20 protein-coding genes are annotated in these 19,523 nt (G+C 71.0%); 4 read left to right on the forward strand and 16 right to left on the reverse strand.

Translation table 11 applies throughout. The features are described 5' to 3' along the window. The 14 genes from ACT3SQ_RS16005 to cmtR all read right to left on the reverse strand — a co-directional run. On the reverse strand, positions 1 to 933 hold a 933-nt coding region (locus ACT3SQ_RS16005), incomplete at its 3' end, for an ADP-ribosylglycohydrolase family protein (RefSeq protein WP_444601377.1). Between the two features lie 63 nt (positions 934 to 996). Then, entirely contained in the window at positions 997 to 2,298 is a 1,302-nt protein-coding gene (locus ACT3SQ_RS16010; RefSeq protein WP_441446148.1) for an alpha-L-fucosidase, read from the reverse strand. 58 nt (positions 2,299 to 2,356) lie between these two features. Next, complete coding sequence (locus ACT3SQ_RS16015; RefSeq protein WP_345083094.1) at positions 2,357 to 2,587, reverse strand: sulfurtransferase TusA family protein; 231 nt, start codon at positions 2,585 to 2,587, stop codon at positions 2,357 to 2,359. A 42-nt stretch (positions 2,588 to 2,629) separates the two neighbouring features. Next, on the reverse strand, positions 2,630 to 3,709 hold the full coding sequence (locus ACT3SQ_RS16020) for a YeeE/YedE family protein (protein ID WP_441446147.1): 1,080 nt from the start codon (positions 3,707 to 3,709) through the stop codon (positions 2,630 to 2,632). A gap of 66 nt (positions 3,710 to 3,775) precedes the next feature. Further along, positions 3,776 to 4,093, reverse strand: a complete 318-nt coding sequence (locus tag ACT3SQ_RS16025; RefSeq protein WP_441446146.1) for a hypothetical protein — start codon at positions 4,091 to 4,093, stop codon at positions 3,776 to 3,778. A 72-nt stretch (positions 4,094 to 4,165) separates the two neighbouring features. Further along, positions 4,166 to 5,521 (reverse strand): hypothetical protein, encoded by a 1,356-nt coding sequence (locus ACT3SQ_RS16030; protein ID WP_442332368.1) that lies wholly within the window; start codon positions 5,519 to 5,521, stop codon positions 4,166 to 4,168. Next, on the reverse strand, positions 5,518 to 6,672 hold the full coding sequence (locus tag ACT3SQ_RS16035) for an N-acetylglucosamine-6-phosphate deacetylase (RefSeq protein ID WP_441446144.1): 1,155 nt from the start codon (positions 6,670 to 6,672) through the stop codon (positions 5,518 to 5,520). Before ACT3SQ_RS16035 ends, ACT3SQ_RS16030 begins: the two co-directional genes overlap by 4 nt. After that, positions 6,669 to 7,472 carry a sugar isomerase domain-containing protein gene (locus tag ACT3SQ_RS16040; RefSeq protein WP_441446143.1) on the reverse strand — a complete coding sequence of 268 codons (804 nt, stop codon included), beginning with the start codon at positions 7,470 to 7,472 and terminating at the stop codon, positions 6,669 to 6,671. Before ACT3SQ_RS16040 ends, ACT3SQ_RS16035 begins: the two co-directional genes overlap by 4 nt. Beyond that, positions 7,469 to 8,215: a 6-phosphogluconolactonase gene (locus ACT3SQ_RS16045; protein WP_441446142.1), complete on the reverse strand. Its 747-nt coding sequence runs from the start codon at positions 8,213 to 8,215 to the stop codon at positions 7,469 to 7,471. Before ACT3SQ_RS16045 ends, ACT3SQ_RS16040 begins: the two co-directional genes overlap by 4 nt. Then, positions 8,212 to 9,567 carry an AGE family epimerase/isomerase gene (locus ACT3SQ_RS16050; RefSeq protein WP_442332365.1) on the reverse strand — a complete coding sequence of 452 codons (1,356 nt, stop codon included), beginning with the start codon at positions 9,565 to 9,567 and terminating at the stop codon, positions 8,212 to 8,214. The genes ACT3SQ_RS16045 and ACT3SQ_RS16050 overlap by 4 nt, the downstream gene beginning before the upstream one ends. Further along, positions 9,564 to 11,105 carry a sodium:solute symporter family protein gene (locus ACT3SQ_RS16055; protein WP_442332364.1) on the reverse strand — a complete coding sequence of 514 codons (1,542 nt, stop codon included), beginning with the start codon at positions 11,103 to 11,105 and terminating at the stop codon, positions 9,564 to 9,566. The genes ACT3SQ_RS16050 and ACT3SQ_RS16055 overlap by 4 nt, the downstream gene beginning before the upstream one ends. A 78-nt stretch (positions 11,106 to 11,183) precedes the next feature. Next, complete coding sequence (locus ACT3SQ_RS16060) at positions 11,184 to 11,327, reverse strand: NAD(P)-binding domain-containing protein (RefSeq protein ID WP_441446139.1); 144 nt, start codon at positions 11,325 to 11,327, stop codon at positions 11,184 to 11,186. Between the two features lie 28 nt (positions 11,328 to 11,355). Continuing rightward, positions 11,356 to 13,344 carry a heavy metal translocating P-type ATPase gene (locus tag ACT3SQ_RS16065; RefSeq protein WP_442332363.1) on the reverse strand — a complete coding sequence of 663 codons (1,989 nt, stop codon included), beginning with the start codon at positions 13,342 to 13,344 and terminating at the stop codon, positions 11,356 to 11,358. Further along, positions 13,341 to 13,751 carry a Cd(II)/Pb(II)-sensing metalloregulatory transcriptional regulator CmtR gene (cmtR, locus tag ACT3SQ_RS16070; RefSeq protein ID WP_442332362.1) on the reverse strand — a complete coding sequence of 137 codons (411 nt, stop codon included), beginning with the start codon at positions 13,749 to 13,751 and terminating at the stop codon, positions 13,341 to 13,343. Before cmtR ends, ACT3SQ_RS16065 begins: the two co-directional genes overlap by 4 nt. A gap of 129 nt (positions 13,752 to 13,880) precedes the next feature. On the opposite strand from cmtR, the gene ACT3SQ_RS16075 reads away from it, so the two are divergent. The 4 genes from ACT3SQ_RS16075 (at position 13,881) to ACT3SQ_RS16090 (ending at position 17,244) form a co-directional block, all read left to right on the forward strand. After that, the gene (locus ACT3SQ_RS16075) at positions 13,881 to 14,567 is read left to right on the forward strand and encodes an RNA polymerase sigma factor (RefSeq protein ID WP_442332361.1); all 687 of its coding nucleotides are present in this window, start codon (positions 13,881 to 13,883) and stop codon (positions 14,565 to 14,567) included. Continuing rightward, the gene (locus ACT3SQ_RS16080; protein WP_442332360.1) at positions 14,567 to 15,829 is read left to right on the forward strand and encodes a serine/threonine-protein kinase; all 1,263 of its coding nucleotides are present in this window, start codon (positions 14,567 to 14,569) and stop codon (positions 15,827 to 15,829) included. Before ACT3SQ_RS16075 ends, ACT3SQ_RS16080 begins: the two co-directional genes overlap by 1 nt. 126 nt (positions 15,830 to 15,955) lie before the next feature. After that, positions 15,956 to 16,654, forward strand: a complete 699-nt coding sequence (locus tag ACT3SQ_RS16085; protein ID WP_442332359.1) for a hypothetical protein — start codon at positions 15,956 to 15,958, stop codon at positions 16,652 to 16,654. A gap of 2 nt (positions 16,655 to 16,656) precedes the next feature. Then, a complete protein-coding gene (locus ACT3SQ_RS16090) occupies positions 16,657 to 17,244 on the forward strand; it encodes an OmpA family protein (protein ID WP_442332358.1) in 588 nt (195 codons plus the stop codon). 29 nt (positions 17,245 to 17,273) lie between these two features. Here ACT3SQ_RS16090 and ACT3SQ_RS16095 read toward each other — a convergent pair whose 3' ends face one another. Beyond that, entirely contained in the window at positions 17,274 to 18,305 is a 1,032-nt protein-coding gene (locus ACT3SQ_RS16095; RefSeq protein WP_442332357.1) for a proline racemase family protein, read from the reverse strand. Then, positions 18,295 to 19,404, reverse strand: coding sequence for an alcohol dehydrogenase family protein (locus tag ACT3SQ_RS16100; RefSeq protein ID WP_442332356.1), 1,110 nt, complete (start codon positions 19,402 to 19,404; stop codon positions 18,295 to 18,297). Before ACT3SQ_RS16100 ends, ACT3SQ_RS16095 begins: the two co-directional genes overlap by 11 nt. Positions 19,405 to 19,523: the final 119 nt, after the last annotated feature.

The raw sequence follows: 19,523 nt of genomic DNA on the forward strand, positions 1-19,523 counted from the left end.
GTCATACCCCGGCCAGCCGTGCACCACGTCGGTCCACTCCTGCGGTATCTCCTCGGCGCCGGTCCAGGTCCCCAGCAGCGAGCCGGCGATCGCGGCGATGGTGTCGGTGTCGTCGCCGAGCGCGACGGCTGCGGCGATGCCCGCACGGAAGGTCTCCGTCGGCCCGTCGGCCGTGGCCGCCTGCTCCACCGCGTGCAGGGCGGCGTAGAGCGCGGTGACGGTGAACCCGTTGGGAGACAGGGACGCTGGAGCGCCCGAGCGCCAGGTCCCGTCGGCGAGCGCCACCCACGTCTCGCGGTGCTCTGCCGGGAGCAGTTCGATGCCGTCCTCCGGCCGGCCATGCACGGCGTCCACGACGGAGCGCCGGATCGCTTCGCACCACAGCACGCAGGAGTCTCCGGCCAGCGGGTCCGCGTGGGTGAGCTCGGCGATGGCTCGTGCGGCGCGGGCGGTGCGCTCGGGATCGTCCGGGAAGGCGAGAGCCACGGGGGCGGTGCGCATCAGTGCGCCGTTGCCGGCGGTCCGGCCGGAGCGGGCGTGCAGCTCCGCGGCGACGGAGGTCATCCGCTGAGCGAGGCCCGGGCCGCCGCCGTCTCTGAGCATTGCGCTGAGCACCTGGCGAGTCTGGGTTCCCACGTCGCTCGCACCGCCCTGCAGCCAGTCCAGGAAGCCCTGGGCGATCGCGTCGAGCCCCTCGGGAGAGTCGATCGGGACCTCGGACGCGGCGACGTGGGCGATGCACAGCGCCATCTGGGTGTCGTCGGACCACTCCCCCGGCGTGTACGGGCCGAGCCCGCCGCCGATCATCTGCGGACCCTTGCACGGGTCGTAGGGGGCCGAGGCGAACTCGTAGGGGACGCCGGCGGCGTCCCCGCAGGCAAGGCCCAGCAGGGCTCCGGCGGCGCGGTCAGCAGCGGTGGTGGTGGTCGTCATGAGGGAACGGTAGCGCGGGGGTGCGACGATCCGACCGTCCTTCACGCCGGTCGGCGCCCAGGCTCAGCGACCGGAGCTGCCGGTGGCCTGCGCGGAGACGGCGATCGGCGCCGCGTCCCGGCCACCCAGCACGATCTCGACGCCATCCTCCGGCCAGTCGAAGCCGACGGGCAGATCCGCCGCAGCAACTTGCAGCGTCCCCGCCTCCCCCGACACGAACACATGACACTGCCCGTCCTGCTCCACTGCACGCGCCCACTGGGCTCCGGGGATCTCCAGCTCGCCGAGCCCGCGCGCACCGGACAGCACCGCCTTGTGCTCGGCCATGAACTCTCCGAGTGTCTCGAGCACCTGGACCTGCAGCTCAGGCAGTGACCCGTCGGCCCGGGGCCCGAGGTTCAGCAGCACCCGGCCACCGCGGGAGACGGCGTCGACCACATGCCGTACCGCCTGCGCGCCGCTGATGTACTGGGCGGCGTCCTCGACCTGGTTGTAGCCGAAGCTCAGTCCGATGCCGCGGCAGTTCTCCCAAGCCTGGCCCTCCGGGATCTCCCCCGACTGGTATTCGGTGGTCATGAAGTCGTGGTGCGCACCGGAGAAGCGGTCGTTGATCAGCCCTTCGGGGCGTTCGCGGTAGAAGTGCTCGAGCAGCTCGCCGAGGCCGCCCGGGCCGAAGTGCAGGTTCTGGTCCGGCCAGCCGATGTCGTTCCAGAACACGTCCGGGCCGTAGCGGTCGATGAGGTCGCGCACCTGGGCGCTGCAGTACTTCCCGTAGTCGTCATCGCGCGGCCGTTTCGAGCCCTCCACCTCGTGGAGCTCGACCAGGGGTGGCGTCGGCCGCTCGTGCCAGTCCAGTCCGCCGGAGTAGTAGACCCCGAAGTGCATCCCGGCCGCGGTGGTGGCCTCGGCGATCTCGCCGACGAAGTCTCGGCGGGGCCCGCGCTGCACGGTGTTGCGTTCGCCGGTGCCGGGGGCGGCCCACAGGGTGATCCCGTCATGATGCTTGGTGGTCAGCACGACGTAGTCCGCGCCAGCACGAGCGAAGAGGTCGCTCCAGGCGGACGGGTCGAAGGCGCCGACCTGCCACTGGTCGAGGAAATCGTCGTAGGGCGCTCCGCCGTGGACGCGCCGATGATGCTCGGCAGCCGGGGAGCCCTCGAGGCGCATGGTGTTGAAATACCACTCGGCGTAGGGGTTGTGCGTGAGCCGGTCGGCAGCGTCGTCGGCCGCACCGAGCTCAGCGGTGGGCTCCGCCCAGGCGGGCACGGAGTACGCGCCCCAGTGGAGGAAGATCCCCAGCGGGGCATCGCGGAACCAGTCGGGCAAGCGCTGTGGGAGTGCGTCCCAGCGTGCGGGGTCGTCCATGGCGGGGCTCTTCGCTCTCTGAATCGTTCCCTCGAGGGGCCCGCACCACGCTACGGGCTCAGGCGCCCTTGCGCACCGTGATCGTCCATCCCGCCTCGCCCACGCGATCGAAGGCGACCACCTCGTGGCCGTCGTCCGCGGCCCACTGGGGCAGGGAGTCGGTGGCCTGGGTGCAGTCGAAGCCGATGATCAGGTCATCGCCCGTGGTCAGCTGCTCCATCGCATTCTTGGCGTCGATCAGCGGGAAGGGGCAGACGGCGCCGTTGGTCTGGAGGGTGTAGGCAGGCATGAGAGGTCCTCTCTGTCGGGGTGAGGTTCTAGCGGGGTGAGGTCAGGCGGCGGGGCTGAGCACGGGTGCGGGGCGGTTCTTCGCGGCGGCCTTCTGCGGGCGCACCAGGAAGAACCAGGCGGCAGCCCAGGTGCCGAGCATGATCGCGGCGAAGGAGACCCAGCCCTGGTAGCTGAACAGGCTGGTCTCCACGAGCGAGTTGCCGATGGTGCAGCCGCCGGCGAGCGCGGCGCCCACACCCATCGCGACACCGCCGCCGGCGCTATTGAGGATGGTTCGTGCATCCGGCACCCGCCAGCGGAACTCGCTGGCGAGCTTCGCGGCGATGAAGGAGCCGACGAGGATTCCGAGCACGAGCATCACGGACCAGTCCACGAGGGTGACGTCCCCGGTGGTGAGGAAGGTGATGATCTTGGCCGACGGGGTCGTGATGCCGAGGCCGCCGTTGCGGCCGGCGGCGGTGGAGAGCACCCAGGCCGCGATCGCGATGAGGCCCAGCAGCACACCGCCCACCCACGGGTTCCAGGGGATATCGGCGAGGTAGTGGCCGAGACCGCTGCGACGGGCGGGCAGGCGCACGCTCTGCTTGCCTGCACTGCGAGCGGCACTCCTGCGCACCTGGCGCACCACGAGCACGGCGACCAGGGCGGAGAACGCGATGGTGGGCACCCAGACGCTGACCCCGAGGGTCTCCTGGATGGTCGCGTCACCCATGGTGCGAGCGCGGGCGGCCTCGGTGAAACCGCCGAGCGGGCCGAACTTCATCACCGCCGCGAACAGCATGTAGAAGATCAGCGCCACCCAGGATCCGATGAGGCCCTCGCCGGCGCGGTAGTAGGTGCCGGTCGCGCAGCCGCCGGCCATGATGATGCCGACGCCGAACAGCAGGCCACCGCCGATCACCGCGAGCGGGGCGAAGGATGCGGGTTCGGGGGCGATCACGCCGGCGCCGGTGAGCGCGGCGACGCCGACGGCCTGGATCGCGATGGCGAGGAGGAAGGGGGTGAAGTAGCGCGCGGAGCGCGTCAGGTAGAGGTCGCGGAACGCGCCGGTGACGCAGAACCGCGAACGCTGCAGGACGTAACCGAGCACGGCGCCGAGGAACAGTCCGGTGAGGATCATGCCGGCCACGCTAACTTATGGACCCCATAAGTAGAACCCCTGATGAACGCAGAATGCGCGACGCACTCAGCTCATGGTCCGCTTCCCGCGCTGGGCGGCCTTGTCCTTGAGACCCTGCACCACGCGGCCCAGGCCCGAGGTGCTCTCGTCCTCGGCGGGGGTCTCCACGAAGTCGACGATCGAGCGCATGGTCGCAACGTCGATGCTGGGCATCCCGCCTTCGAGGAGGGTGCCGATGCGCTCGCCGACCAGGACCTCCAGGGCGTCGGCAGCCTCATCGCCGCGCTTCTCGCGGACGGTCTCGAGACGTTGCCTCAGGAGTCGCTCCGCGACAGCGGAGGCGGGAATGGGCTCGGGGTGGCCGGCGACGGTGATCTTTTCCATGGGGGTCCCCTCAGATCGAAGACCCGCTCGCCGGATCCACGGGCGTGCGGGTGCCGGGCTGCTGCGACCGGCTCACCCGCACAGTACCGGGAAGCCCTCTCCTGCCACCGATGCTTCCACCGCTTGCACCGCCGCCTCGACGAGCAGCTCCGCCGACCCCTGGGCGAACGGCCCCGGCATGCCGTAGTAGCGGTGGGCGTCCTCCACCTCGTAGCCGCCGAACGGGTACTCCCCCGCGCTCGGGAAGTAGCCGGGGCAGCCGTCGGCGTATCCCAGCACCAGGCAGGGCCCCGCGAACTCCGCACCGCAGGCAGCGACTCTCGCCGTGATCTGCTCGGCGACCTCGAGGAACGGCTCCCCGGGCAGCGTCACCACGGTGACCTCGCCGAGCCTGAATGCGCTGACCCGGCCGGACCATTCCGTGTCCTCCGGAACGGCGGCGGCCCAGTCCAGCCAGAGTTTCAGCAGGGCGGCTCGGCCCGGTTCCGCCTCGGTCAGCTCCTGTGTCCAGGCGGCGCGATCTGCGGTGAGCTGTGCGTCAGTGGGCCGGTCGAGCTGGAGGGTCACCGGCACCGAGGCGAAGCGCACCTCGCCTGCGTCGATGGGCTCTGGTGCCGCTGCCAGCACCGAGTCCGCGATCCGGGTGCCGACCCGTTCGGCCTCGGCGAAGGTCCGCGTGGAGGAACCGGTCAGGGAGTAGGACGCCTCCGCGCGGTGTCCGGTGTTGAGGTCTCCTGCGCAGCCGGTCGTGAACACGGCCAGCGATCCCGCGTGCTCAGCCTCGATCCGCTCGCGCAGCGGATGGATGTAGTCACCGGACAGCAGGCGGTTGGTGCCATCAAGCACCACCGGATGGCAGGGATAAGTGAGCAGGCTGGCCACGACATGGCTGTGCTCCCGGGCCCCTCCGTCGGCCGCGTCACCGGTCACCCCCTCCGCCTGCGAGGCGAGGAACTGCAGCATCTGCACCGGCGGATCCATGGCCTGGCCCGCGTGCCGACGGTTCGAGGCGACGCCCACGCCCCGCGCGCAGCGGTGCTCCACTCGGCAGGGGTGCCGGGCTGAGCGCGCCGTCTGGCCGGCGATGATCGCCGCAGAGATGATCTGCTGCTCGATCTCCGGCGTGCAGCGGGCGAGCCGGGTCGGGGTGGAGCAGGGGCCGGCGTGGGTGTGGGTCGCGGTGACGATCACCTGCGCCGGTGCCTCGGGGTGCACTCCGGCAGCGATCCGCTGGCAGGTGCTCTCCTCGAGCGCGCATACGTCCACCGTGATCAGCACCAGCTCGTCCAGGGCGAGCGCGCGGGCGCCGAGCTCGTCATGCTCGCCGGTGCTCGGCGCGGTGCGGGCGGCGAAACCCGACATCGGCACCGGGGAGGTGACCCCCAGCGCCTGGACAGATGCTCCCACCTGGATCATGCGCTGGATCATGCGCTCGTTCCTGCTCCCGATCGTGCGGGCGTGAGCTCCGTGCCGTGCTGCCAGATGCCCTGGATGGCCCCGTCGGCCTCGAGCGTCACCAGATCCGCGGGGGCGCCCACGCGCAGCGTGGTCTCACGGCCGAGGACCGCGCCCGGGGTGCGGGTGACCAGCACGAGCGCCTCTCGCAGGGACAGGCTGGTCGCGCGCAGCACGAAGCGCAGGCCCGCGGCGACGTCGGACGCTGCCCCGGCCAGCAGCTCTGTGCCCACATAGGACAGGCGACCGTCGTCGCTCAGCTCGACCGTGCCGCCCACGGCGGTCTCGTACCGGCCGGGCAGTCTGCCGGCGAGCTCGGTCGCGTCGGAGACCAGGAAGGCCCGGCCGATGCCCTTGGCGCGGAGCATGACCTCGAGCGTCTCCGCGGGGAGGTGGTGCCCATCGGCGATCAGCCCGCAGGTGAGACGGTCCTCGGCGAGCTGGGTCCACAGCGGGTTCGGGTGGCGGGCCAGCTGCGGGAAGATCCCGTTTCCCAGGTGCGTGGACAGGGTCGCGCCGGCGTCGACCGCGGCGATGAGCTGGGGGCCGCTGGCGTGGGTGTGGCCGAGGGCGACCTGGATCCCGAGCGCGGCGATCCGGGTGATCTGTGCGGGGGCATCGTCCGTGTGCGGGGAGAGGGTCACGATGCCGACAGGCCCGGCCTGCTGCCAGCGCGCGACTTCCTCGGCGTCGATCGGGCGGATCTGGGCGGCGTCGTGGACCCCGCGCGGGCCGTCCTGCGCCGAGAGGAACGGGCCTTCGACGTGCGCGAAGGGGATCGCGTGGGCGAGCTGGGGCGAGGTGGCGCGGGCCTCGGCGACAGCGCGCAGGGAGCGGCAGATCGCCTCCTCCGAGCCGGTGATGACGGTGGGCACCCACGTGGTGACCCCGCGCCGAGCGAGCGCCCCGGTGATCTCCACGATCCGCTCGGCGGTGACCTCCGGCCCGTTCACATCGATCCCGGCGAAGCCGTTGACCTGCAGGTCGATGAACCCCGGGGCGAGATAGGGAAGCACCTGCCCGGGCTGCGCGGGCCGACGGTCGATGCGGGTGATCACGGTGTCCATCGTGACCTCGAGCAGCTGACCGGTGGCCGGGTCGAGTCCGCGCACGAGGGTGCTCACAGCGACGTCACCCTTCCCTTGAACTGGGCGATGAACTGGCCGTTCGCCTCATCGCCGCCGGGAGCATTGCCTGAACGCCAGATCGGCGGGTCGATGCCGCGCTCGGCGAGCGCGGCGACGGTGCTCATCATCAGCCAGTTCATGGCGAAGGCGCTCGCGAAGGTGGAGACGGCGCCGGTGCGCTCGGCGACGCCGTCGATCTCGATCACCGCGTCCCCGACGGGGACCTTGGTGTCGATGTGCAGATCCACCACGTCGTGGAGGTCCTGCCTGGAAGGGTGGCGGGCGGGATGCTCCGGGGCGGTGGAGTCGGCGTGCTCCCGGCTGGAGACGCCGATGAGGGTGCAGCCGCGCTCCTTCGCGGTGAGCGCGGCGTCGATCAGGGCGGCGTTGATCCCGTAGGCGTTGACCAGGATCAGCAGGTCGCCTTCGCCCAGCTGGTGGTCGTCGATGACGATCCGGCCGTAGCCGGGGGTGCGCTCGATCGCCATGGACCGCAGCGCTCCGCTGGAGAGCAGGGTGCCCTCGTCGAGGATCGCGGAGACGTGCATGAGGCCGCCGGCGCGGAAGAACACCTCCTGCGAGGCGAGGTTCGAGTGCCCGCCCGGACCGTAGACGTGCACCAGGCGGTCCCCGGCGATCTGCTCCGCGAGCAGCCCGGCGGCCTCGGTGACCGCGGCCTGCTCCTCGGCGCGGATGCGGCCCATGAGCGCGGTGATCGTCTCGAAGTACTCCGCGGCGAGCGCGGCAGGATCGGCGGGGCCAGCGGGGCCGGCGGGACTGGTGGGTTCCTGGGTCATCGGGGATCGGCCTCCGCGTCGACGAACAGGTGCACATCGGGATGGGTGCGCAGCGCGGTGCCGGGGTGCGCACCGGAGATCGGCTGGTTCACGGTGTCGTGGACGGCCTGGCGCTTGACCGCCGTGGGGACGGAGACGACGATACGGCGCGCGTTCAGCAGCCGCGGAATGGTGACGGTGATGGCGTGGACCGGCACCGCGTCCAGGTCCGGGAAGTGCCCCTCGTCGACCTGCTGCTGGCGGGAGACCTGATCGAGCTCGACCACCCGCGCGCTCAGCGGGTCCGTGAAGTCCGCGGGCGGGTCGTTGAAGGCGAGGTGGCCGTTCACGCCGAGCCCGCACAGCGTGACGTCGAAGGGCTCCTCCCCCATCGCCTCGCGGTAGGCGGCGGCGGCGTCCTCCGGTGCGGCGGTGACGTCGATGCGATGGAAAGCGCGCGGGGTGACCAGGGTGAACAGCTCGTTCGCGAGCCAGTTGCCGAATCCCTGCGGGGCATCCGGCCTCAGGCCGATGTAGTCGTCCATGTGGAAGCAGTCGATCTTCGTGAAGTCGAGATCGTCCGTGGCGGCGAGCGCCTGCAGGGTGGCGGACTGGCTCGGGGCGGCGGCGAGCATCAGGCGGGCGCTGCCTCGTTCGGCGATCGCCTCGCGCAGGATCGGGGCGGCGGCCGCAGCGGCGGCGGCGCCCATCTCCTGGCGGGTGGGGTAGGTGTGGATCTCCAGCGCGGTCTCAGCAATGCTCACGGTGTCTTCTCCTCAGTCGGTGCGGGGTCGTGCTCCAGGGCGTTCAGCAGCAGGAGCGAACGGGCGATGTGCATGGGGTCCTTGACGGGCAGGGCGACCACCTCGTCCAGCGGGCTGCCGTCACGGCGGCGGTTCTGGAGCCACTCCTGGCCTGCCGGGTCCGGGAAGGTGCCCAGCGTGTACTCACGCACCCGCTGCGCCCAACGGGCGAGCTCCGGGGAGCCGGTGCGGCGGGCGAGCAGGGCGGTCGCGTACATCGCTTCGGCGTGGACCCACCAGAGCTTGGTGTCCCAGGTGCGCTGCACGAGCGCTTCGTAGGGGGTTTCGAGCAGGCGGCCGACGGGCGCGCCGCCGGCCTCCCGATCCACGTAACGCAGCAGGCCGCCCTCGGCGGCGTCCCAGCCCGTCTCGAGCGCCCGCAGCGCAAGCGAGGTGAGCGTGGCATCTGGGACTGCGAGCTGCGGGTGCTGGTCGCCGACGTGCACCAGCATCCACAGCAGCTCGAGCAGGTGACCGGGAGTGACGTGACGGGCCAGCAGGGTGTTATGGTCCCGCGCATGGTCAGGGCGGAACTCCCACCAGGTCTCGGTGCCGAGGAAGGGGTTCTCGTCGCCTGAGGTCGCTCCCTCGTCGCCGAGAAGGGTGTTCCGGGCACCCGTGCTGACTGCGAGCACCTCGTCGCTCGGCGCCGCCCGGTGCAGCTCACCGGCGACGTGGACGAGGGTCATCGGCCCCGCGAGGTCCGTGAACCCGGCGGGGACCGGATAGGGCGCACTCTTCGCGGTCCGGGCGCGGATCGAGGTCTCGGCGCCGAGCAGAGTGCGGCGAGCCTGTGCGAGCCAGCGCTCACGGCCCTGCCCTGCAGTGCCTGACTCCGTAGTGCCTGAGTCTGCCCCCGGTCTCGACGTCAGGCCCGCTTCCGACCCAGGCGCCGTGCGTGCAGCGCCGGCGAGACCGAGCACCGCGAAGAGGTCGGCGAAGACGCTGGTCGCGAGTTCTCCGTCCTCGTCCGCGAGCTGCTCGCCGTGTTCGCTGAGTCGGAAGCTGGTGCGGCCGTCCGGGAGGAAGGCATGGTCGACGAGGAAGTCGGCAGTCTGGAGGGAGCGTCGGCGCCAGAGAGCGCTGTCGCCGCTCAGCCGGCCGGCTTCGATCTCCTCGGCCACCAGCGCACACGTCCAGGCCCAGCGGCCCTGCGACCAGGTGTACTTCTCGCGGCTGACGGGCTCTCCGCGGTTGGTGAAGCAGGTGCGGACACCGCCGAGGCGGTCGTCGGCCCCCTCCCGATCCCACCAGCCGAGCACATCGCGTTCGAGGTGGGTGCGTAGCTCGAAGTGTTGCCGCGGCGAGTTCATCGCACCGCCTCCTGCCCGTCGGCCGCGGCGGTCTTCTCCACGAGCGGTCCGTCATAGCCCAAGGAGTCGACCAGCGCATCGACCTCCGCGCTATGAGCGGGGCGGATCAGCCCGTAGCCGATGAACACCACGATCGAGCAGAGCACAGGAGTGGCCACCGTGATGGTCTGTGCGCTCGCGGTGCCCAACGACTCGATCGGGCCGGCGAGCAGGTACTTGTTGGTCGCGAAGACGACCAGGCCCACCGCCCAGGAGGTGATCGCAGCAGCAGAGCCGGAGCGTTTGAAGGCGGGCAGCAGGCCCAGCAGCATCGGCACCGCGATGGGGCCGACGAGTGCACCGAACCAGGCGATGAGCAGGCCGAGCACTCCCCCGAAGCTGTCTGCCGTAAGCGCTATGCCCATCGACAGGACGATGAACAGAAAAGTGGTGAGGCGGGCCATGAACAGCTCCCGCTTGGCGGGCAGGAAGCTGCGGTCCCGGCGCAGCGCCGGGATGATGTCGCGCACCACCACCGAGGAGATCGCGTTCGCATCCGAGGCGGTCATCGCCATGGTGTGCGCGAACATTCCCGCGAGCACCAGGCCCACCAGACCGGCGGGCAGGAACTGCTGCGCCATCAGGGCGTAGGACTCCTCGGGGTTCGCCAAGCCCGGCAGGAAGATCGGCGCGGCCCACATCGGGATGAAAAGCACCAGCGGCCAGAGGAGGTAGAGCACGCCGGAGAGGATCATCGAGCGGCGAGCCGCGGCGCCGTCGGCGGTGGAGATCATGCGCATCGCGAGGTTCCAGGTGCCGCCGTTGTAGGACAGGGTGGAGATGATGATGTAGGCGAGGAAGAACCAGAGCGTGAGGTCGTTGTTGAACGGCGAGGAGTGTCCCTCGGGCAGCCGCTCCCACATGGTCCACAGCGAGGAGATCCCGCCGAGCTGGACCACCACGATGCCGAGCATCGCGATCGCCGCGACGAACTGGATGATGAACTGGCCGAGGTCGGTCAGGACGTCCGCCCAGATCCCACCGATGGTGGAGTAGATCATGGTGACCCCGCCGACCACGAGGATGCCCCACACGATCGGCAGGCCCGCGAAGACCTGCAGCAGGATCGCGCTCGCGACCCACTTGGCGGCCACGTCGAACACCTTCAGCGCTGCGCCGGACCAGGCGAGCAGCTGCTCGGTGGCCACATTGAAGCGCTTGGCCAGGTACTCCAGCGGGGAGATGATGCCCAGACGCTGGCGCAGGCGCGGCCAGCGCGGCGCGAACAGCCAGGCACCGATGCTGCAGGCCACGGTGATGCTCAGCGCCCACCAGACGTAGACGGCGAAGCCGGTGGTGTAGGCGAGCGCGGCGTAGCCGACGAACACTGCAGCGGAGTAGCCGGACATGTGGTGGGAGATCCCGACCAGCCAGGCGGGCAGCTTGCCCCCGGCGACGTAGAAGTCCGACGCGTCGGAGATCTTCGATTTCGCATAGAGCCCGATCACCACCATCACCACGAAGTAGCCGGCGATGACCACCCAGTCCAGAACAGCCATTGTTCTTCCTCATCTCTCGAGATCGATCATGCACAGGCTGACATGCAACCGATTGCAAGTCGAGAGATCCCGGCGTCGTTACCGAAACGTGATCGAGGTTGAGCTCAGCGCAGCAGGGCCGAGAGCGTCGATCAGGGCGGTGAGGATCTCGGGCCCGCGGGAGTCGGCGATGACGACCTGGTGGCCCTGCGCGATCACTGCGCGGACCAGCTGGCCGCCCACTTCCCTGCGCCGATGATGCCGATGATGGTCATGCGGTCACGCCCCGCGTGCGCGCGGCGCGCATGCCGTTGGCGATGACGACGACCTCGGCCACCTCGTGGATCAGCACCACGGCAGCCAGGCCCAGCGCCCCGAACAGGGCGAGCGGGAAGAGCACGACGATGATCGCGAGGGCGAGGGCGATGTTGCCGGTCATCAGGCGGCGGGTGCGGCGGGAGTGCGCGAGCGCGGCGGGGAGCTGGCGCAGATCCGTGCCGGTGAAGGCGACGTCCGCCGATTCCACGGCGGCGGCCGTGCCGGTCACGCCGATCGCGATCCCCACGGTCGCAGAGGCGAGGGCGGGGGCATCGTTGATGCCATCGCCCACCATCGCCGTCGGCGCCTCCTTCGACAGCCGACGGATGTGGGCGGCCTTGTCGGCGGGGAGCTGCTCGGCGTGGACTTCGTCGATCCCCGCCTCCTGAGCGATCGCGCGGGCGGTGAGGGGGTTGTCGCCGGTGAGCATCACGGTGCGGATCCCCTGGGCATGCAGGGCGGCGACTGCTTCGGCGGCCTCGGGCCGCAGCTCGTCACGCACTCCGAGCGCCCCGATCGCCAGGCCGTCCTCCTCGACCACGATGAGGCTCATCCCTCGCGCGGCCATCCCCTCCGTGCCCGCGGCGAGGTCGCCGGGGGCGATCCAGCGGGGGCTGCCCACTCGGATCGTGCGCCCGGCGACCTGGCCGGTGAGGCCGTGACCTGGAGCTTCCTGCACCTCCGTGGCCTCCGCGGTGGCCCCTTCTGCGGCCTCGGCCGCGGCGAGCACGGCGGCGGCCAGCGGGTGGGAGCTGGTGGCTTCCAGGGCGGCGGCGAGCGCGAGGATCTCCTCGCGGCGGCGGCCGTCGGCGGTAACGACCTCGACCACCTGCGGTTCGTTGCGGGTGAGGGTTCCGGTCTTGTCGAGCGCGACGGTGCGGATCGTGCCGAGCTGTTCGGCGGCGGCTCCGGACTTGATCACCACGCCCAGCTTGCTGGCCGCGCCGATGGAGGAGATCACGGTGACCGGCACGGCGATCGCCATGGCGCAGGGCGAGGCGGCGACCAGCACCACCAGTGCCCGCTCGATCCAGGTGGCGGGGTCGCCGGCGACGACGCCTACGAGGGCGACCAGTGCGGAGACCACGAGCACGACGGGCACCAGCGGACGAGCGATCCGGTCGGCCAGGCGCGCTCGCTCTCCCTTGGCGGCGTGGGCCTGATCGACCAGGCGCACGATCTGGGTCAGCGAGTTGTCCCGTCCGTCGGAGGTGGCGCGCAGAGACAGGGTGCCGGAGCCGTTCAGGGAGCCGGCGTGCACCTCGTCCCCGGGGCCCGCTTCGACCGGGATCGACTCGCCGGTGATCGCGGAGGTGTCGAGCCAGGAGCGGCCCTCGACGATCACGCCGTCGGTCGCGACCCGGTCGCCGGCGCCGAGCAGGAGCACGTCGCCAGCGCGCAGGTCAGCGGCCGGGATGAGCTCGGGACCGGCGGGTCGGGACACGCGAGCGGTCTCGGGGATGAGGGCGAGCAGGGAGCGCAGGCCCTGCTTCGCACGGTCCATCGAGCGGTCCTCGAGAGCTTCAGCCAGGGAGAACAGGAAGGCGAGCGCGGCGGCTTCCCAGATATGACCCAGCAGGACCGCGCCAAGGGCCGCGATCGTCATCAGCAGGCCGACGCCGAGTCGGCTGCGGCCGCGGCCCTGGACCAGTCGGCGCAGGGTGCCGGGCACGAAGGTCCAGGCGCCGGCGACGAGCGCCAGGACGTGCGCGATCAGCGCGGGGAGGTCCGTTCCTGCCCAGCCCAGCAGCAGGCCGGCGACCCACAGCACCCCGGCGGTAAGCGGGAGGGCCAAGGAGCGGTCCTGCCACCAGGGGGTGGGCTGCTCGACCTCGAGCACGGCAGAGGGGACGGCCGGGGCCACGGTCCCGCAGCAGGCGTCCTCGACGACCGGCGCGGGCGGCGCCTCCGTCACGACCGGGCCGCAGCAGTCGTCGCTCATCGGGAGACCACGCCGACCTCGGCAGTCTTGCGAGGCTCGGACGCCCCAGCGATCACAGCAGTCGCCTCGCAGCACAGCGGAACCGTGCAGTGCTCATCGACGCAGGGCGCTCCATCGTCCACCGCGAGCACGGTCTCGACCAAGGCCCCCAACGTCGCGGTGAGGTGGGCGTCGGCGATCTCGTAACGGGTGCGTCGGCCTTCCGGGGCGGCGACGACGATTCCGCAATCGCGCAGGCAGGCCAGGTGGTTGGAGACATTCGTGCGGGTCAGGTCCAGCTCCGCGGCGAGGGCGGCCGGATAGCCCGGCTCCTCGAGCAGGGACAGCAGGATGCGGGAGCGGGTGGGGTCGGCCATCGCGCGGCCCAGCCGGTTCATCACGTCAAGACGGGAAGCTCTGGTCAGCATGTGCTGACTATACAGCGAGGACTGACCATATCGGCACGCACGCTCAGCACACCGCACCCACCGATACCGCACCGCTCGATACCGCACCGCTCGATACCGCACCGCGAGTCTCGCGATAGGCTCCGAGTCATGGACACGGAGTGGGAACCGCTGGCCGGGGGGACGACACGACGCAGCGATGAGCTGGCGCGATATCTGCACGACGGCAGGATCGACTCTGCTCGACGTCTGGTGAGCGAGCTCCTCGACACCGGCTCGACGGATGAGGCGCTGGAGGTTCTCGCGCGCCTCGCCCCCACCCGCCCCGAGGCGCTCGAGCTGCTGCTCGAGGCCCTCGAGGGGTCTGGTGTGGTGCGACGGTTCGCCGGCGCCGCACTTCTGGACCCTGCCGCAGTGGAAGACGTCGCCCAGGACTCCTTGATCTCGATCGCACAGTCGATCGGCGGGTATGACCACCGTGCGAAGGTGACCACCTGGGTGCACACCATCGTCCGCCGGCGCGTGGCCGATCACCTGCGCCGCCAGCGCGAGACCGTGGAACTGCACGAGCAGCATCGCCCGGCGGCTCGGATGAGCTCGCTGATCGCGGACCGCGTCACGGTACGTCAGCTGCTGGCCGAGCTGCCGGAGCTCTACCGGATCCCCGTCGAACTCCGCGACCTCGACCAGCTGTCGTACAAGGACATCGCCGCGCGGCTGGGTCGCAGCGTCGGGACCGTGAAATCGCAGATCAGTCGCGGCCGTGCGATGCTCGCCGGCAGGCTCGGCACGGAGAGCTCCGCGCTCGCGGCCCGTCCCCGGCCCGGGCTCCGCTGATGGGCGACCTGGTGGGCCACTACCGACTGCGGAAGGTGGTGGGCGTCGGCTCCTTCGCCACCGCGCATCTCGCGTACGACGAACGACTGGACGCGGCCGTCGTGGTGAAGATCCTGGCCGAGAACCACAGCCTGAACCCGGAGATCCGGGAACGGTTCATCGCCGAAGGGCGCAGCCTGCGCCGGGTGGACAGCCTGCACGTCGTCACCGTCCACGACATCGGGCAGACCTCCCGCCAACAGCCCTACCTGGTGCTCGAACATGCCGACCGCGGAACCCTGCGCGACCGGGTGGAGGCACTGCGCGCACAGGGCTGGACGGCGAACGGCGAGGACGTCCTGGCGCTGGCGCGTCCACTGGCCGCCGCCGTGGATGCCGTGCACCGGGCCCAGCTCGTCCACCGCGACCTCAGCCCCGGAAACCTGCTTCTCACCAGCACTGGCGGCACCGTCAGCGAGGCCCGGACGGGGACCGGCCGAGTCGGCTCCCGGCTGCTGGGCGAGGACGAACGGCTGCTGGTCGCAGATCTGGGGATGTGCAAAGACCTCGCCGTGAGCTCCGGACTCACCGTCGCCGCCGGCACCGAGGGGTTCCGACCTCCCGAGCAGTCCAGCCCCGCCGTGGTCGACATCCGCGCCGACATCTGGGCGATGTCCGCTCTGCTGCGCTGGCTGGGCCGGGATGCTGCCCTGCCCGCCGCGCTCATGGAGGTCATCGAGCAGGGACTCGCGGAGGATCCCGACGCCCGGCAACCCGACGCCCGGTCCTGGCTTGCCGACGTCGAGCGGGCCCTCGCCCCGTCGGCCTCCGCCCCGGCAGGCGCTGACCCCGCACCCGGAACGGGTCCCGGGAGCGGAGGCTGGAGTGAGACCGGGGCTGAGGCCGCAGCGCCCGAGGCCGCGCCGGCCTTCCGCCGGCGCAGCGCCCTGACGGCGCTGGTGATCACGCTGGCCCTGCTGCTCGGTCTGGGCGCGGGGGTGCTGCTGGGTGGCGGCGATGCCCTGCCGTCGGCTGCCGACGGGGCGTCCCTCGCGATCGAGGGTCCCGAGGAGGTGACTGTCGGTGAGGAGGCGGTGTTCACCGCTGTGGCGGAGGGGGTCGACTCCTGGGTGTGGTCGCTGCCGACCGGCTCGCACCTGGTCGATGCGGAGCAGGCGGTGCTCACCGCCTCCGCACCCGGCACCGCCCAGGTGGTGCTGCGCGGCCGCACCGCCGACGGCCAGGAGCTCGAAGCACGCACCACCGTGACGGTCGCGGAGTGAGCGCAGTTCATCTTCCGGAAAGATTCGTGGGATGGGATGCAACCATTCCGCTCCCCGCGACGACGTACGGGTGACACCAGCTCAAGGACGGCCGCTGCGACGGCCCTCGATCACAGGAGAAGAACGATGAACCACCCCCGCGAGGTCCGGCCCACCCGTCGACAGGCCGCACTGGCCCTGACCGCTCTCGCCGCGTTGACCCTCAGCGCGTGCGGCGCTGCGGAGGAGGCCGAGTTCGAGGACGGCACCACCGAGCCCGCGCCCGAGGGCTCCGCGTCGCCCGCGCCCGACACCTCCGACGACGGCGGGGAGGACCCGCAGCCTGAGGCGGAGAACGCGCCCGCCGGCGAGGTGGTCGACCCCGGCGATGCGGTCTCCACGATCAGCTACACCCTGCCCACCGACGAGATCGACGGGACGATGACCGTGGGCCTTCACCACCTGCGCCAGCGCGGCAAGACCATGGAGCTGCTGCTCACCTTCACCCCCGAGTTCAGCGGGAGCGGCGCGTTCTCGCTGTGGGAGCTGCAGGGCGAGGACCACTCGAATGTAGGTCCGGCGCTGTTCGATCGCACGAATCTCAAGCGCTACGACATCCTTCGCAACGGCGGCGCCTGGGACGGCAAGACGGTCTGGAACAGCAAGCAGGCGGTGCACAAGCTCGCCTCCGGCGACACCCAGGCGTACTGGGCGAACTTCGCCACGCCCGAGGATGACATCGAGACGATCAATGTCGCCATTCCCGGAGCTCCCGAGTTCGAGGACGTCCCGATCGAGCAGGACACGTCGGCCGACGGCGACGCCGCCACGGACGGGAAGGAGTGACCATGACCCTCAACGCTGCCACCACTGCCCGCCGCCGGGTCGCGCGGCTCACCGCCGGCTCCGCGACCCTGCTCGCCCTGGCACTCCTCGCCCCACACGCCCTCGCCGAGGTGATCTCGGACGGGCCGCCCGAACAGGGCTTCGAGATCACCGAACAGGTGCTCGACGACTCGGTCACCCGGTACGACGCTGCTGAATCGGTCACCTCGCTCGGCAGCAGCGAGCCTGCCGAGGACCAGGTGATCGTGCTGGAGACCGACATCCTCTTCGCCTCCAACACCTGGGACCTGCCAGCACCCGCCGCCACGCGGATCGCCGAGCTCGCCGCCGAGGTCCCTGAGGGGGCGACGGTGCAGGTCAGCGGCCACACCGATTCCCGGCCGGTGGACCGCTCCCGCTACGACTTCGACAACCAGCAGCTCTCCGAGCATCGCGCCCAGGCGGTCGCTGACGCGCTGGCCGCGAAGCGCCCCGATCTCATGTTCGAGGTGGAAGGGCTGGGTGATCAGGACCCGGCCGCCTCCGAGAATCCCGATGATCCCGCGTCGTTCGCGGCCAACCGCCGCGTGGAGCTGCACTACGGAGAATGAGGCGCTGGGCGCTTACGGCACCCACCCGGTCACGGCCCCAGCAGCCCCTCCAGGTCCGAGGCGTCCACCAGCGGATCATCCAGATCCACGGTGAGCTTCGAACGCGCCATCAGTCGCGCCGAGCCGGTGGTCGTCGAGTTCCAGGCGGGGAAGTCCCCCACGTCGGTCTGCCCGAGCACGGTGCCGACGAATCGGTTGCCGCGCGGGGAGATCGTCTCCAGCGTGTCCCCCGGTGAGAGGAGTCCGTCGCCGGCCAGCAGCGCGAGTCGCGCGGAGGTGCCGGTGCCGGTCGGGCTGCGACAGATCACGCCCGGATGCACGTAGGTCGCCGAGCGGGACTCGACGCTGCCGTCCTCCAGGGTGCGTACCCGACCCATGAAGTGGACGAAGGGCAGCGGCCCCACGTCCCCCAGCGACGGATGCTCCTGGCGCAGCCCTGGCCGGGCGGTGCGCACGAAGGCGTCCCCGAAGGCGGCGAGCGCGATCTGCTCGTCCGCGGTGAGCTCGAAGCCATGCGCGGCGGCGGAGATCATCGCGTAATAGGCGCCGCTCCAGACCAGATCGAAACCCACCGGCCCGTACTCGGGGACCTCGACCGAGAGCCCCCGTTCAGCGACGAAGGCGGGCTCGCCCCGAGTCGTGATCGACTCGACCCGCCCGTCGGCCATGCGGGCGGTGATGTGGGCGAGGCCCGCTGGGGACTCGAGGGTGATCCGCTGCTCCGCGCCCGTCATCTCGATCATCCCGCTCTCGAGCAGGGCGGTCGCGACGCAGATCGTGTTGGAACCGGAGTACAGGGGGTAGCCCATCGCCTCCATGATGATGTAGCCGGCCTGGGCCTCGGGATGGTGTGGCGGGACGATCAGGTCCACCGACATCGCAGGGTCGCCGTAGGGCTCCGAGAGCAGCAGCCGGCGCAGCCCGTCACCCTCGCGCTGCAGGTAGCGGGCCTGCTCGCGCACGCTCGCCCCGGGTAGCGCCCGGATTCCGGCGGTGACCACACGGCTCACGTCTCCGCCGGACTGGGTATCGATCAGCGTGATGCTGCGTTCACGGCGCATGGGGCGCTCCGACCGTGCCCCAGTGGCGATCCGGGACCACCACCAGCTTGCCGACATAGGACTTGGCCTGGAAGGCGCGCTGGGCCTCGTGCAGCGCAGAGAGGCGGAAGGTGCGATCCAGCAGCGGCCGGATCTGCCCGGTCTCGATATAGCCGACGAGCCGACGGAATGCGGTGCGGGTGCCCTGCGAGGAGCCGTGCAGCTCGAGATGCTTGAGGTAGACGGTGCGCAGGTCCAGCTGCACCACGGGCCCGCCGATCGCGCCGGCGGTCGTATACCGACCCTCGGGGCGGAGGATCCGCAGCAGGTCGTTGAACAGGGGCCCGGCGACCAGATCGGCGACCACATCGATCGGCCCGTCGGCCACGCGGGCGACCTCGGAGACCAGGTCCTCGGCCTCCCGCAGGACCACGTCCTCGGCGCCGATCTCGCGCAGCGCCTGCTCCTTGCCGGCGCTGGTGACCGCATAGGGGATCGCCCCGCGCACCCGGGCGAGCTGGAGCAGCGCGGAGCCGACTCCGCCCGAGGCCCCGGTGATGAGGATCCGCTCCCCCTCGGCCAGGCGGGCCCGGTCGAGCATCTGCTCGGCGGTGAGATAGGCGCAGCAGAAGGTCGCCAGCTCCGCATCGGTGAGCTCGGCGGTGATCTCGTATGCATTCTCTGCGGGGACCGCGACGTACTCGGCGTAGCCGCCGTCGCGGCCGTGGCCGATGTAGTCGATGTCGGCCAGGGAGCCATCACCTTCGGGGCGGTGGTAGAGGCTGAAGTCGACCATCACCCGCTGGCCGATCCGCCGGGCGGGGATCCCCCCGCCGACGGCGGCGATGCGGCCCACGATGTCCGCGCCCTGGATGCGGGGGAAATCGAGCGTGGGGCGGCCGCGTCGCCAGGAGGACACCGCCGACGGGTCGGTGTCGCTGCCGTAGGCACCCTCGCGCACCCAGAGGTCGGTGTTGTTCATCCCGCAGGCATGGACGTCGATCAGGACCTCCCCCGGCGCCGGGACAGGGGTCCGCGCTTCGCGGGTGTGGACCAGCTGGTCCAGGCCGCCGTGGCCCATCAATCGCATGGCCTGCATGGTCCTGGGGATCGCCGTCATCGGGGCCCCTCCTGTCCACCGGGGCGCATGAGCACGCGCTCGCGCCACTCCTCGCCAGCCTGCCAGTGCAGAACGATTCAGGTCCAGGGGCCAGGAAAGCTCGCAGGGCCAGGCTGCGG

Origin of the sequence: Brachybacterium sp. AOP42-C2-15, from assembly GCF_052377065.1 — a bacterium.
Taxonomy (GTDB): Bacteria; Actinomycetota; Actinomycetes; order Actinomycetales; family Dermabacteraceae; genus Brachybacterium.

Coding starts and splice junctions, on each gene's coding strand:
- ACT3SQ_RS16010 (WP_441446148.1), bottom strand. CDS start 2,298: ATGGACGACCCCGCACGCTGGGACGCACTCCCACAGCGCTTGCCCGAC.
- ACT3SQ_RS16015 (WP_345083094.1), bottom strand. CDS start 2,587: ATGCCTGCCTACACCCTCCAGACCAACGGCGCCGTCTGCCCCTTCCCG.
- ACT3SQ_RS16020 (WP_441446147.1), bottom strand. CDS start 3,709: ATGATCCTCACCGGACTGTTCCTCGGCGCCGTGCTCGGTTACGTCCTG.
- ACT3SQ_RS16025 (WP_441446146.1), bottom strand. CDS start 4,093: ATGGAAAAGATCACCGTCGCCGGCCACCCCGAGCCCATTCCCGCCTCC.
- ACT3SQ_RS16030 (WP_442332368.1), bottom strand. CDS start 5,521: ATGATCCAGCGCATGATCCAGGTGGGAGCATCTGTCCAGGCGCTGGGG.
- ACT3SQ_RS16040 (WP_441446143.1), bottom strand. CDS start 7,472: ATGACCCAGGAACCCACCAGTCCCGCCGGCCCCGCTGGCCCCGCCGAT.
- ACT3SQ_RS16050 (WP_442332365.1), bottom strand. CDS start 9,567: ATGAACTCGCCGCGGCAACACTTCGAGCTACGCACCCACCTCGAACGC.
- ACT3SQ_RS16055 (WP_442332364.1), bottom strand. CDS start 11,105: ATGGCTGTTCTGGACTGGGTGGTCATCGCCGGCTACTTCGTGGTGATG.
- ACT3SQ_RS16065 (WP_442332363.1), bottom strand. CDS start 13,344: ATGAGCGACGACTGCTGCGGCCCGGTCGTGACGGAGGCGCCGCCCGCG.
- cmtR (WP_442332362.1), bottom strand. CDS start 13,751: ATGCTGACCAGAGCTTCCCGTCTTGACGTGATGAACCGGCTGGGCCGC.
- ACT3SQ_RS16075 (WP_442332361.1), top strand. CDS start 13,881: ATGGACACGGAGTGGGAACCGCTGGCCGGGGGGACGACACGACGCAGC.
- ACT3SQ_RS16080 (WP_442332360.1), top strand. CDS start 14,567: ATGGGCGACCTGGTGGGCCACTACCGACTGCGGAAGGTGGTGGGCGTC.
- ACT3SQ_RS16085 (WP_442332359.1), top strand. CDS start 15,956: ATGAACCACCCCCGCGAGGTCCGGCCCACCCGTCGACAGGCCGCACTG.
- ACT3SQ_RS16090 (WP_442332358.1), top strand. CDS start 16,657: ATGACCCTCAACGCTGCCACCACTGCCCGCCGCCGGGTCGCGCGGCTC.
- ACT3SQ_RS16095 (WP_442332357.1), bottom strand. CDS start 18,305: ATGCGCCGTGAACGCAGCATCACGCTGATCGATACCCAGTCCGGCGGA.
- ACT3SQ_RS16100 (WP_442332356.1), bottom strand. CDS start 19,404: ATGACGGCGATCCCCAGGACCATGCAGGCCATGCGATTGATGGGCCAC.